This is a genomic window from Hydrogenophaga sp. FG152 (assembly GCF_057809615.1).
Genome location: NZ_JBMDKH010000026.1, coordinates 1 through 13,072, shown reverse-complemented (window position 1 = coordinate 13,072; position 13,072 = coordinate 1). Strand labels below are relative to the sequence as shown.

Genomic DNA, 13,072 nt, shown 5'->3' with positions numbered 1-13,072 from the left:
AAAAACCATTCGTTCCTTATCCGTGGCTTTGAAAGGATCATCCGGCATCCCTTCAACGCATCCCCATGAGGAACGACATGACCACCCGCCGCCAACTGATCCAGGCCTTCGCTGCCACCGCCCTCACCGCCAGCGCGCTCACCGCCGTGGCCCAGCCCGCGCCGGTGACCCTGCTCAACGTGTCGTACGACCCGACGCGCGAGCTCTACGTCGAGTACAACGCCGCCTTCACCAAGTTCTGGAAGGCCAAGACCGGCCAGGACGTGAGCATCAAGCAAAGCCACGGCGGCTCGGGCAAACAGGCCCGCTCCATCATCGACGGCCTGGACGCCGACGTGGCCACCCTGGCCCTGGCCGGCGACACCGACGCCCTGCACGACCACGGCAACTGGATCCCCAAGGACTGGCAGAAGCGCCTGCCGCTCAACAGCACGCCCTACGCCTCCACCATCGTGCTCGTGACCCGCGCGGGCAACCCCAAGAACATCAAGGACTGGGACGACCTGATCCGCCCCGACGTCAAGGTCATCACCCCCAACCCCAAGACCTCCGGCGGCGCGCGCTGGAACTACCTCGCCGCCTGGGAATTCGCCAAGCGCAAGTACGGCAGCGACGACAAGGCCAAGGAGTTCGTGGGCAAGCTCTACAACAACGTGCCCGTGCTCGACACCGGCGCGCGCGGCTCCACCATCACCTTCTCGCAGCGCAACCAGGGCGACGTGCTGATCGCCTGGGAAAACGAGGCCTACCTTCTGGAGAAGGAATTCGGCAACAAGGTCGACTTCGTCTACCCCTCGCTGTCCATCCTGGCCGAGCCGGCCGTGACCATCGTCGACAAGAACGTCGACAAGAAGGGCACGCGCGCCGTGGCCCAGGCCTACCTGGAGTTCCTGTACACCGAAGAGGCGCAGGACATCATCGGCAAGCACTTCTACCGCCCGACCTCGGCCAAGGCCCAGGCCAAGTACGCCAAGCAACTGCCCAAGATCAACCTGTTCAAGATCGAGGACACCTTCGGCGGCTGGGAGAAAGCGGCCAAGGTCCATTTCTCCGACGGTGGCAGCTTCGACCAGATCTACACCAAGAAGTAAGAAGCCTCGCGCTGTCACACACCAAGCACGCACAACGTCTCAGGGAACCGCACCGTGTCCATTCTCCTGATCGCTGGCAGCCCGTCCGAGCACTCGCGCTCGGCGGCGCTGCTCGATGCGGTGTCACAACGGCTGGGCCTGCGCCACGCGCTGATCGAACGCCTGCACATCCGGGACCTGTCCCCCCAGGCGCTGCTGCTGGCCGACGTGGGCCACAAGTCCATCCGCGCCGCGCTGAGCCAGGTCGAGACCGCGCGCGCCGTGGTCGTGGCCACCCCGGTCTACAAGGCCGCCTACAGCGGTGTGCTCAAGGTCTTCCTGGACCTGCTGCCGCAATCCGCCCTCAAGGGCAAGGTGGTGCTGCCGCTGGCCACCGGCGGCAGCCCGCACCACATGCTCGCGCTCGACTACGCGCTGCGCCCCGTGCTGCAGTCGCTCGCGGCGCGGCACATCCTTCCCGGGGTCTACGCCACCGATGCGCAGATCCCGAAGGACACCGAAGGCCAGTACCACGTCGGCACCGAGATCGGTGACCGGCTGGACGACGCCGTGAACACCCTCCTCCACGAAGGCCTGCGAATGCCGGTCGCGGCCGGGTTCGCGCCCGTGCCGTTCGCCCAGGTGCGATGTAGCGTCTGAGCCGCTGCGAGCCGGGACCACCCGGCCGATCCCGCCCGCATCCCCATTCGTTTTTTTCAGCCACCGCGCAGGTGGCCTGGACGGCTGTTGCCTGCGCCTTCGTCACAGAGGAAATGATCATGAGTGAACTGTTTCAACACCACCCCGAGGCCGGCGTGCCGGTCGAGCCCTCGCGCTTCAGCCGCCTGAAGCAATGGGCCATCGGCTTCCTGGTCTTCGTCATCGCCGCCTTCGGCCTGGCCCTGCTGTTGCTGCCGGTGCCCGAGGCCAAAGCCCAGGCAAAGGGCGAGTTGCGCATCGGCTACCAGAAGTCGGCCAGCCTGTTCGTGCTGCAGAAGGCGCAAGGCACGCTGGAGAAAAAACTTGCCCCGCTGGGCTTCGGCGTGAAGTGGGTCGAGTTTCCGGCCGGCCCGCAGCTGCTCGAAGGCCTCAACGTCGGCGCGGTGGACGTGGGCTACGTGGGCGAAGCCCCACCCATCTTCGCGCAGGCCGCCGGCGCGCAGTTCGTCTACTTCGGCCACGACCCCGCCGCACCGCGCGCCGAGGCCATCCTCGTCACCCGGGACTCGCCCATCAAGTCGGTGGCCGACCTCAAGGGCAAGAAAGTCGCGCTCAACAAGGGCAGCAACGTGCACTACCTGCTGGTGAAGCAACTGGAAAAACACGGCCTGAAGATCACCGACATCACGCCCGTCTACCTGGCCCCGGCCGACGGACGCGCCGCCTTCGAAAGCAGGAACGTGGACGCCTGGGTGATCTGGGACCCGTTCCAGGCCGCCGCCGAAAAAGCCACCGGCGCCCGCGTGCTGGCCGATGGCACGGGCAACGTGGTCAACAACTACCAGTACTACCTGGGCGCGCGCAACTTCGTCAGCAAGAACCCCAAGGTGATCGAAGCCCTGTTCGAAGACTCCGTGGCGCAAGGCATCTGGCTCAAGAAGAACCTGCGCCAGGCGGCCGAACTCATCGCCCCGCTGCAAGGCCTGCCGGTCGACGTGGTCGAGCTCGCGCTGCAGCGCTACGAGTTCAACGTCAAGCCGATCACGCCCGCCGTGGCCGCCGACCAGCAAAAGATCGCCGACACCTTCTTCGAACTCAAGCTGATCCCCAAGGCGATCAAGGTCAACGAAGCCGTCGTCGTCGCCCAGCCCTGAGGCGCCCGCCATGTCCAAGCCCTTCAGTGCGGCCGACCTGCGCCGCCACATCGCCCAGCTGCTGGCCGTCACCGCGGCCTCCTGGAGCATCGCCGCCGCGAAAGCGCGCAGCGTCCTGACCCTTTCAAAGAACACCACCACCATGAGCCACAACGATTTCTCCAACCGCCGCCGCTTCGTCCTCACCGGCGTGGGCGCCGCCGCCCTCGCCTCGCTGCCCGGCCTGCCCGCGCAGGCCCAGACCGCCAACCGCGTGTTCCGCGTCGGCCACCAGAAGGGCTTCCTGAGCCTGCTCAAGGGCCGGGGCACGCTGGAACAGCGCCTCGCGCCCCTGGGCGTGAAGATCAGCTGGACCGAATTCACCGCCGGCCCGGTGCAGCTCGAAGCACTCAACGTCGGCTCGATCGACTTCGGCGACGTGGGCGAAGCCCCGCCCATCTTCGCGCAGGCCGCCGGCGCACCGCTGGCCTACGTGGCCGCCACCGTGCCGCGCCCCGCCACCGAAGCCGTGCTCGTGCCCAAGGACTCGGCCACCAAGAGCGTGGCCGACCTCAAAGGCAAGAAGGTCGCCTACAACAAGGGCTCCAACGTGCACTACTTCCTGGTCAAGCTGCTGGAGAAGAACGGCCTGAAGTACGACGACGTGCAGTCCGTCTTCCTGCCGCCGGCCGATGCGCGCGCCGCCTTCGAAAAAGGCGCCGTCGACGCCTGGGTGATCTGGGACCCGTTCCTGGCCGCCGCCGAGGTGGGCCTGAACGGCCGCATCCTGGCCGACGCCACCGGCGTGGTGAACAACCGCGCCTACTACTTCTCCACGCTGGACTACGCGGCGAAGAACGCCGACGTGATCAGGATCGTGATCGAGGAGATCAACAAGCTCGACCAGTGGGGCAGCGCCAACCGCGATGCACTCGCCGCCGAGTTCGCGCCGCTGTGGGGCCTGCCCAAGCCGGTGGTGGACCGCTCCGTGACCCGCCAGGTCTACGGCACCGGCCCCATCACCAGGGCCATCCTGCAGGAACAGCAGGTCATCGCCGACACCTTCTTCAACCTCAAGCTGATCCCGAAAAAGATCAACGTGCTTGAGGCTGCGGTGAACGCGAGCTGAGGGGAGCGGCCATGGGTCTCAACATCTTCTGGTTCATCCCCACCCACGGCGACAGCCGTTACCTCGGCACGGCGCAGGGCGGGCGGCAGCTCAACCACGACTACCTCAAGCAGGTCGCGCAAGCCGCCGACAGCCTGGGCTACGAAGGCGTGTTGATTCCCACCGGCCGTTCCTGCGAAGACCCCTGGGTGGTGGCCGCCAGCCTGCTGCCGGTGACGCAGCGGCTGAAATTCCTGGTGGCCGTGCGCCCCGGCCTGCACCAGCCGGCGCTGGCCGCGCGCATGGCCGCCAGCTTCGACCGCCTCTCCAACGGCCGCTTGCTCATCAACCTCGTCACCGGCGGCGACCGCGCCGAGCTCGAAGGCGACGGCGTGTTCCTGGACCACGCGCAGCGCTACGAGCAGTCGGCCGAGTTCATCCGCATCTGGCGCGAGATCCTCACGCGCAGCCACGAAGGCGAGACCTTCGACTACGACGGCCAGCACCTGCAGGTCAAGGGCGCCAAGCTGTTCTTCCCGCCGCTGCAGCACCCCCACCCGCCGGTGTACTTCGGCGGTTCTTCCGAAGCCGCGCACGAGCTCGCGGCCGAACAGGTGGACACCTACCTCACCTGGGGCGAGCCCCCGGCGGAGGTGGCGAAGAAAGTGGCCGACGTGAAGGCCCGCGCCGCCAAATACGACAGCCCCCACGCTGCGCTGCCCCCCGAGGGGGTGCAATCGGGCTTGGGGCGGCCCAGCGCCCGATCCGGCCGCCCGATTACGTTCGGCATCCGCCTGCACGTGATCGTGCGCGAGACCGACGCCGAGGCCTGGGCCGCCGCCGACGCGCTCATCAGCAAACTCGACGACGACGTGGTGAACCGCGCGCAGGCCGCGTTCGCCAAGATGGATTCCGAAGGCCAGCGCCGCATGGCCGCGCTGCACGCCGGCGGCGCCAAACGCACCCGCGCCGACCTGGAGATCAGCCCCAACCTGTGGGCCGGCGTGGGCCTGGTGCGCGGCGGTGCCGGCACCGCCCTGGTGGGCGACCGCGAGACCGTGGCCGCTCGCATCCAGGAGTACGCCGAGCTGGGTCTGGAGAACTTCATCTTCTCCGGCTACCCGCACCTCGAAGAGGCCTACCGCTTCGCCGAACTCGTGTTCCCGCTGCTGCCGCGCAAGCTGCGCGAGAAGTTGCCCGGCCCCGCGCTCACCGGCCCGTTCGGCGAGACGGTCGCCAACGTGTTCGTGCCGCGCACCGCCCAAAGCTGAGGAGCCCTGCCATGAGCACCATCCATTCCATCCACCACGTGCAGCTCGGCTTCCCGGCTGGCCAGCAATCGCTGGTGCGGCATTTCTACGGCGAGTTGCTGGGCTTGAAGGAATTCCGCCTGGGCGGTGGCAACGCGTTGCGCTTCTACGCCGCCTCGCAGCGCGTGGACCTCGTGCCCGTGCCGAACTGGACCCCTTCGCCCTCGCCCTCGCACCTGGCCTTCGAGGTGCAGAACCTGCCCGGTTTCCGCGCCAGGCTGCTCGACGCCGGGCTGGAGATCGACGAAAGCCGGCCGCTGCCTGGCCACCTGCGCTTCTTCGTCAACGACCCCGCCGGCAACCCGCTGGAATTCCTCGAACCCGACCATTCGCAACAAGGGAGCGCCACATGACGCAAGCCCAGGCCCAGACCCTCCGCGAGGCCCCGGTGACCCCGGTGCCCGACACCATCGACGCGCCCGGCTGGGGCCTGCTGCCCGGCCGTGGCGCCGGTGCCTTCCTCGGCCCGCTGCTGCGCGGCCTCTGGCAGCGTTTCCTGCCCTGGCTGGTGCCGGTGCTGCTGGTGGTGCTGTGGCAGCTCTCGTCCTCGCTGGGCTGGCTGTCCACCCGCGTGCTGCCCGCACCGCTGGACGTGGTCGCCGCGTTCTGGACGCTGGCCGTCTCCGGCGAACTCTGGACCCATGTGAAGGTGAGCGCCGGCCGCGCCCTGATCGGCCTGGCCGTCGGCGGCGGCCTGGGCCTGGCGCTGGGCCTGCTCACCGGCTCGGTGCGCTTCTTCGAAACGCTGCTGGACTCCAGCATCCAGATGGTGCGCAACATCCCGGCGCTCGCGCTGATCCCGCTGGTGATCCTATGGTTCGGCATCGACGAAGTCGCCAAGCTGTTCCTGATCGCCGTCGCCGTGTTCTTCCCGATCTACCTCAACACCTTCCACGGCATCCGCAACGTGGACCCGGGCCTGATCGAGATGGGCCGCACCTACGGCCTCTCGCGCTGGGGCCTGTACACCCAGATCATCCTGCCCGGCGCGCTGTCCTCCATCCTGGTCGGCCTGCGTTTCTCGCTCGGCCTGATGTGGGTGATCCTGATCGTGGCCGAGACCATCTCGGCGCAGGCCGGCATCGGCTACCTGACGATGAACGCCCGCGAGTTCCTCCAGACCGACATCGTGCTCGTCGGCATCCTGCTCTACGCCGCGCTCGGCAAGCTGGCCGACGTGTTCGCCCGTGGTCTCGAACGCTACTGGTTGCGCTGGCACCCCGGTTACCAGAACCCCTGAACCCCATCCAACGAGAACGACCACCATGACGCACTCCCTCTTCAATCGCCGCGCCGCGCTGGGCGCCCTGGGTTCCCTCGCCGCCGGTGCCGCCCTGGCCCAGGGCAACGCGCCACGCGCCGTGCGCCTGGGTTATCAGAAATCGTCCACGCTGATCGCCGTGCTGCGCCTGCAGGGCACGCTGGAACAGCGCCTCGCGCCGCTGGGCGCCACGCTGAGCTGGCACGAGTTCACCAGCGGCCTGCCGCTGCTCGAAGCGCTCAACCTCGACAACCTGGACTTCAGCGCCGACGTGGCCGACACGGTGCCGGTGTTCGCCCAGGCCGCCGGCGCGCAGCTCACCTTCGTGGCGCAGGAGGCGCCCTCGCCCACGGCCCAGGCCATCGTGGTGCGCGCCGACTCGCCGCTGAAGAGCGTGAGCGAACTCAAGGGCAAGCGCGTGGCCTTCGCGAAAGCCGCCGGCGCGCACTACCTGCTGATCGCCGCGCTGGAAAAAGCCGGCCTGTCTTTCGCCGACATCGAGCCCGCGTACCTCACGCCGGCCGATGGCCGCGCCGCCTTCGAGAAAGGCGCCGTGGACGCCTGGGTGGTCTGGGACCCCTTCCTCTCCGCCGCGCAGAAGCAGGCCGGCGCGCGCGTGCTCGCCGACGGCACCGGCCTGGCCTCGTACCAGCGCTACTACCTGGCCAGCACCCGCTTCGCGCAGGCCCGGCCCGACGTGCTCGGCGTGATCTACGCCGAGCTGGAGAAGACCGGCCGCTGGGTCAAGCAGAACCCCAAGGAAGCCGCCGCCCTGCTCGCGCCCTTCTGGGGCCTGGACGCGGCCATCGTCGAACAGGCCAACGGCCGCCGCAGCTACGCGGTGCGCCCGGTCACGCCGCAGAACATCACCGAGCAGCAGAAGATCGCCGACGCCTTCCTGGCCGAGAAGCTGCTGCCGCGCCGCGTCGACGCCGTGAACGTCGCGCTGTTCAAACCGCAGGGGTGAACGCATGAGCGAGAAGACCGACACCCACGGCGTGCGCGTGCAGCTGCGCCACCTCAGCAAGCGCTACGGCGCGCGCGAGGTGCTGCGCGACAACCAGCTCACCATCGAGCCCGGAGAGTTCGTGGCCATCGTGGGCCGCAGCGGCTGCGGCAAGAGCACGCTGCTGCGCCTCATCGCCGGCCTGGAGCCGGCCAGCGGCGGCGAGCTGCTGCTCGACGGCAAGAACGTCGACGGCCTGCACGACGACACCCGCATCATGTTCCAGGACGCGCGCCTGCTGCCCTGGAAACGCGTGGTCGACAACGTGGCCCTGGGCCTGCCCAAGGACCGCAAGGCCGACGCCGAGGCCGTGCTCGGCCAGGTCGGTCTGGGCGACCGCCTCAACGACTGGCCGGCCAAGCTCTCGGGCGGCCAGCGCCAGCGCGTCTCGCTGGCCCGCGCCCTGGTGCACCGGCCGCAATTGCTGCTGCTCGACGAGCCGCTGGGCGCCCTCGATGCGCTCACCCGCATCGAAATGCACGAACTCATCGAAGGCCTGTGGAAGCGCCACGGCTTCACCGCCCTGCTCGTCACGCACGACGTGCAGGAGGCCGTGGCCCTGGCCGACCGCGTGATCCTGATCGAAGACGGCGCCATCGCGCTGGACGAGCGCGTGCCGCTGGCGCGCCCGCGTTCGCGCGGTGACGCCACCTTCGCCGCGATCGAGAAACGCATCCTCGACCGCGTGCTGCAGGTGCCCGACAGCGCGCCACCGTCGAACGACCCGGTCTGGCCCACCCAACCCGCCCACGCCCTGCGCTGGGCCGTCTGAATCCCTGCTCCCTCCACTTCATTCAAACCAAGGAAAACACCATGTCCATCCAAGCCATCAACGTGCGCAACCAGTTCAAGGGCAAAGTCAAGGAAATCATCAAGGGCGACGTCGTCTCCGAAGTCGATGTCGAAACGCCCTGGGGCATCGTCACCTCCGTCATCACCACCCGCTCGGTGAACGACCTGGACCTGAAGGTGGGCTCGGAAGTGGTCGCGCTCGTGAAGTCCACCGAAGTCTCCATCGCGAAATTGTGAACACCTCCCTGCGCCGCTTCGCGGCTTCCCTCCTCTCTGGCGCGCCTTCGGCGCTGGGAGGAGGGACGACACCAGCGGCCTGGCAAAGCCAGTTCCGCGGTGCCCCTGGCGAACTCCCCCTCGTTCCTGGCATTTCCTCGTGATCCTTCTCGACAACATCCACCAGACCTACCGCGGCCCCAAGGGGCCGGTGCACGCCCTGCGCGGCGTGGACCTGCAGATCCGCGGCGGCGAGGTCTTCGGCGTGATCGGGCGCAGCGGCGCGGGCAAGAGCTCGCTGGTGCGCACCATCAACCTGCTCAACCGGCCCAGCCAGGGCACGGTCACAGTCGCCGGCCGCTCCCTCACCACGCTGAACGCCGCCGGCCTGCGCGAAGCCCGGCGCGACATCGGCATGGTCTTCCAGCACTTCAACCTGCTGACCTCGCGCACCGTGTTCGACAACGTGGCGCTGCCGCTCGAACTCGCCGGCCTCTCGCGCCACCAGATCAAGGCGCGCGTGAACCCGCTGCTCGAACTCGCGGGCCTGGGCGCGCTGGCCGACCGCTACCCGGCCCAGATCAGCGGCGGGCAGAAACAGCGCGTGGGCATTGCCCGCGCCCTGGCCAGCCAGCCCAAGGTGCTGCTCTCGGACGAAGCCACCTCCGCGCTCGACCCCGAAACCACCCGCTCCATCCTCGCGCTGCTGCAGCAGATCAACCGCGAGCTGGGCCTCACCATCGTGCTCATCACGCACCAGATGCAGGTGATCAAGCAGGTGGCCCACCGCCTCGCGGTGATGGAGGCCGGGCAGATCGTCGAACAGGGCGAGGCCCTCAAGGTGTTCAGCGACCCGCAGAACGAAACGACGCGCAGCCTGCTCGACGACGTGGTGCCGCGCGAGCTGCCGGCCAATGTGCTGGAGCGCGTGCGCGGCCTGCTCGGCGTGCCGGGCCAGCCGCGGGCCAGCCTGCTGCGCCTGGTGTTCGCCGGCGTCGAGTCCGACCAGCCCCTGCTCTCCGACCTGGTGCGCCGCTTCGGGCTGGACCTGAACATCGTGCACGGCCAGATCGACGAGGTGCAGGGCCATCCCTTCGGCACGCTGGCCGTGCTGGCGCGTGGCGCGCAAGAGCAGCTGCAAGCCGCCGTGAGCCACCTGCGTGGCGCCGGCGTGCAGGTGCAGGAGGTGGCCCATGCTTGAACAGCTGCAAACCTGGTTCCCGCCGGCCCTGCTCGACCTCTTCGTGCTCTCCTTCTGGGAGACGCTGGTGATGGTGGGCATCTCCGGCGCCGTGGGTGCGCTCATCGGCGTGCCGCTGGGGGTGCTGCTGCGCCTCACCGACCACGGCGGCGTGCTGCAGAACGCGGCCTTCAACCGCACCGTGGGCGGCATCGTCAATGCCGTGCGGTCCACGCCATTCATCATCCTGCTGGTCGCGATCATCCCGTTCACGCGCCTCATCACCGGCTCGTCCATCGGCACGGCCGCCGCCGTGGTGCCGCTGACGATCGCCGCCGCGCCCTTCATCGCGCGCCTGGTGGAAACCTCGCTGCGCGAGGTGGACAGCGGGCTGGTCGAAGCCGCGCAAGCCATGGGCGCCACCACCCCGCAGATCGTCTTCAAGGTGCTGCTGCCCGAGGCCTTCCCCGGCATCGTGGCCGGTTTCACCATCACCCTCGTCAGCCTCACCGGCTACTCGGCCATGGCCGGCGCCATCGGCGGCGGCGGCCTGGGCGACCTCGGCATCCGCTATGGCTACCAGCGCTTCCTGCCCGAGGTGATGCTGGCCGTGGTGCTGCTGCTCATCGTCTTCGTGCAGGCGGTGCAAAGCCTGGGCGACTGGCTGGTGCGCCGCCTGAACAAGAAATGAAACACCCCCCTGCGCCGCTGCGCGGCTTCCCCCCTCACTTGCGCGCCTTCGGCGCTTGGAGGGGGGACGGCATCTTGGGCCGGCGGAGCCGTCCCTTGATGCCTCTGGATCGAGGCACACGCTCCGGAAGTGTTGTTTCGTGCGCTTTGAAAACTTTTATCAACCACAAGGAACCCTGAAATGATCAAACGGCAACTGCTCCAATCCACCCTGGCCCTCACGCTGGCCGCTGCCTTCGCCGCGCCCGCGCTCGCGCAGGACAAACCGCTCAAGATCGGCGTCACCGCCGGCCCGCACGCGCAGATCTTCGAGCAGGTGAAGAAGATCGCCGAGAAGGACGGCCTGAAGATCCAGATCGTCGAGTTCAGCGACTACGTGCAGCCCAACGCCGCGCTCGCCGCCGGCGACCTGGACGCCAACAGCTACCAGCACAAGCCCTACCTGGACAACCAGATCAAGGACCGCGGCTACAAATTCACCGCCGTCGGCTACACGGTGAACTTCCCCATCGGCATCTACAGCAAGAAGGTCAAGAGCCTGAAGGACCTGCCCGAAGGCGGCAAGGTCGGCATCCCGAACGACCCCACCAACGGCGGGCGCGTGCTGCTGGTGCTGCAGGACCAGGGCCTCATCAAGCTCAAACCCGAAGCCGGTCTGAAGGCCACGCCGCTGGACGTGGTGAGCAACCCCAAGAAGCTCAGGTTCGTGGAGCTCGACGCCGCGCAACTGCCGCGCTCGCTCGACGACCTCGACGCCTCGGCCATCAACACCAACTACGCGCTCTCCGCCGGCCTGAACCCGGGCAAGGACGCCATCGCCCAGGAAAACGCCAAGAGCCCGTACGTGAACCTGATCGCCGTGCGCGAGGCCGACAAGGACAAGCCCTGGGTCGCCAAACTGGTGAAGGCCTACCAGTCGGCCGAAGTCAAGGCCTTCATCCAGACCGAGTTCAAGGGCTCGGTCCTGGCCGGGTTTTGACATGACCTCCCCTCGCCAGATGCACCTCGGTGCCTTCTTCTTCGGCGCCGGTCACCACCTGGCCGCCTGGCGGCACCCGGACGTGGTGCCCTCGGCCGGCGGCCAGATCGCCGCGCTCACCGAGTGGACGCAGCTGGCCGAGGCCGCGAAGTTCGACGCCATCTTCTTCGCCGACAACGTGGGCCTGCCCGGCCCGCCCGACGAAGGGGTGGCGAAGAACGCCCTCTGGTACCCGCTGGATCCGCTGCTCACCCTGGCCGCGCTGTCGCAGAGCACCACGCACATCGGCCTGGTGGCCACGGTCTCCAGCACCTACCTGCCCCCTTACCACCTGGCCCGCAAATACGCCACGCTCGACCAGCTGAGTGGTGGCCGCGCGGGCTGGAACCTCGTCACCTCAGGCAGCGACTTCGAGGCCCGCAGCTTCGGGCTGGACCAGCAGATCGCCCACGCCCAGCGCTACGAGCGCGCGCGGGAGTACGTGCAGGTCGTCAAAGGCCTGTGGAACACCTGGGAAGACGACGCCTTCATCGAAGACAAGGCCCGCAACCGCTTCTTCGATCCCGCCAAGCTGCACCGCGTGGCGCACGACGGTGCGCACTACAAGGTGCACGGTGGCCTGCAGACCCGCCGCTCGCCGCAGGGCCACCCGGTGCTGGTGCAGGCCGGTTCGTCCGGCGACGGGCAGGACCTCGCCGCCGCCAGCGCCGAGGTGGTGTTCACCGCGCAGCAGACCGCCGATGACGCGCGCCAGTTCTACAACCGCCTCAAGGGCCAGCTGGCCGCCTACGGCCGCTCCACCGACGCGCTGAAGATCCTGCCCGGCATCTCGCCCTTCGTGGGCCGCAGCGAGGCCGAAGCGCGCGAGAAGTTCGAGCAACTGCAGTCCCTGATCGACCCGGTGCTCGGCGTCGGCCTGCTCTCCACCTTCCTCGGCAACGTGGACCTCTCGAAATACCCGGTGGACGGCCCGTTCCCGCAGGACCTGCCGGTGACCGAAGGCTGGCAGAGCCGCCAGGAACTGTTCGCCGGCCTCGCGCGCCGCGACGGCCTGACGATCCGCCAGCTCTACGAGCGCGTGGCCGGCGCGCGCGGCCACTGGACGGTGGTGGGCACGGCCGAGTCCATCGCCGACCAGCTCGAACACTGGTTCACCAGCGGCGCGGCCGACGGCTTCAACGTGCTGGCGCCCACGCTGCCCCACGGCCTGAAGGATTTTGTGCAGCTTGTCGTGCCCGAGCTGCAGCGGCGCGGCCTGTTCCGCACCGAGTACAGCGGCCGCACCCTGCGCGATCACCTGGGCCTGAAACGTCCCGCCCACCCGGCCGCCGCCGCCATTCAAACGGCGCGCGAACCCGCCACCGCCTGAACGTCCCACCACCACAAGGAGAAAAACCGATGTCCGCAGACTGGAAATTCGAAACCCGCTCGGTGCACGCCGGCTACCGGCCCGACCCCACCACCAAGGCCGTGGCCGTGCCGATCTACCAGACCGCCGCCTACGCCTTCGACAACGCGCAGCATGGCGCCGACCTGTTCGACCTGAAGGTGCCCGGCAACATCAGGGCCTGCTCGCCCCATTTTTCCAAGATGCGTTGCGGATCAAAAAAGTCCTGCGCAAGGCGCGAAACGCAGACGGGCCGGTGGCCCGGCGAGGCTTCGCAACG

General features: G+C 68.4%; 14 protein-coding genes and 1 pseudogene. All 15 read left to right on the top strand.

From position 1 onward, the window contains the following. The first annotated feature begins 77 nt into the window (after positions 1-77). Positions 78-1,091: a sulfate ABC transporter substrate-binding protein gene (locus ACODTB_RS23845; RefSeq protein ID WP_291115361.1), complete on the top strand. Its 1,014-nt coding sequence runs from the start codon at positions 78-80 to the stop codon at positions 1,089-1,091. Positions 1,092-1,145: 54 nt separating this feature from the next. After that, on the top strand, positions 1,146-1,730 hold the full coding sequence (ssuE, locus tag ACODTB_RS23840) for an NADPH-dependent FMN reductase (protein WP_291115359.1): 585 nt from the start codon (positions 1,146-1,148) through the stop codon (positions 1,728-1,730). Between the two features lie 119 nt (positions 1,731-1,849). Further along, on the top strand, positions 1,850-2,884 hold the full coding sequence (locus tag ACODTB_RS23835; RefSeq protein ID WP_291115357.1) for a sulfonate ABC transporter substrate-binding protein: 1,035 nt from the start codon (positions 1,850-1,852) through the stop codon (positions 2,882-2,884). 142 nt (positions 2,885-3,026) lie between these two features. Then, positions 3,027-3,992 (top strand): sulfonate ABC transporter substrate-binding protein, encoded by a 966-nt coding sequence (locus ACODTB_RS23830; RefSeq protein WP_291115399.1) that lies wholly within the window; start codon positions 3,027-3,029, stop codon positions 3,990-3,992. 11 nt (positions 3,993-4,003) lie between these two features. Beyond that, positions 4,004-5,242 (top strand): FMNH2-dependent alkanesulfonate monooxygenase, encoded by a 1,239-nt coding sequence (locus ACODTB_RS23825; RefSeq protein ID WP_291115355.1) that lies wholly within the window; start codon positions 4,004-4,006, stop codon positions 5,240-5,242. Between the two features lie 11 nt (positions 5,243-5,253). Then, positions 5,254-5,634, top strand: coding sequence for a VOC family protein (locus ACODTB_RS23820; protein ID WP_291115353.1), 381 nt, complete (start codon positions 5,254-5,256; stop codon positions 5,632-5,634). Next, positions 5,631-6,521, top strand: a complete 891-nt coding sequence (ssuC, locus tag ACODTB_RS23815) for an aliphatic sulfonate ABC transporter permease SsuC (protein ID WP_291115351.1) — start codon at positions 5,631-5,633, stop codon at positions 6,519-6,521. Before ACODTB_RS23820 ends, ssuC begins: the two co-directional genes overlap by 4 nt. Before the next feature lie 25 nt (positions 6,522-6,546). Then, complete coding sequence (locus ACODTB_RS23810; protein WP_291115349.1) at positions 6,547-7,509, top strand: aliphatic sulfonate ABC transporter substrate-binding protein; 963 nt, start codon at positions 6,547-6,549, stop codon at positions 7,507-7,509. A 4-nt stretch (positions 7,510-7,513) separates the two neighbouring features. Further along, positions 7,514-8,320: an ATP-binding cassette domain-containing protein gene (locus ACODTB_RS23805; RefSeq protein ID WP_291115347.1), complete on the top strand. Its 807-nt coding sequence runs from the start codon at positions 7,514-7,516 to the stop codon at positions 8,318-8,320. Positions 8,321-8,361: 41 nt separating this feature from the next. Beyond that, complete coding sequence (locus ACODTB_RS23800) at positions 8,362-8,577, top strand: TOBE domain-containing protein (RefSeq protein WP_291115344.1); 216 nt, start codon at positions 8,362-8,364, stop codon at positions 8,575-8,577. Positions 8,578-8,716: 139 nt separating this feature from the next. After that, the gene (locus ACODTB_RS23795; protein ID WP_488929816.1) at positions 8,717-9,757 is read left to right on the top strand and encodes a methionine ABC transporter ATP-binding protein; all 1,041 of its coding nucleotides are present in this window, start codon (positions 8,717-8,719) and stop codon (positions 9,755-9,757) included. Continuing rightward, positions 9,750-10,427, top strand: coding sequence for a methionine ABC transporter permease (locus ACODTB_RS23790; protein ID WP_291115340.1), 678 nt, complete (start codon positions 9,750-9,752; stop codon positions 10,425-10,427). The genes ACODTB_RS23795 and ACODTB_RS23790 overlap by 8 nt, the downstream gene beginning before the upstream one ends. Positions 10,428-10,607: 180 nt before the next feature. Continuing rightward, positions 10,608-11,405 (top strand): MetQ/NlpA family ABC transporter substrate-binding protein, encoded by a 798-nt coding sequence (locus ACODTB_RS23785; RefSeq protein WP_291115338.1) that lies wholly within the window; start codon positions 10,608-10,610, stop codon positions 11,403-11,405. Position 11,406: 1 nt separating this feature from the next. Further along, on the top strand, positions 11,407-12,774 hold the full coding sequence (locus ACODTB_RS23780) for an LLM class flavin-dependent oxidoreductase (RefSeq protein ID WP_291115336.1): 1,368 nt from the start codon (positions 11,407-11,409) through the stop codon (positions 12,772-12,774). A 29-nt stretch (positions 12,775-12,803) separates the two neighbouring features. Continuing rightward, positions 12,804-13,072, top strand: a pseudogene (locus ACODTB_RS23775) (hypothetical protein); the annotation flags it as partial.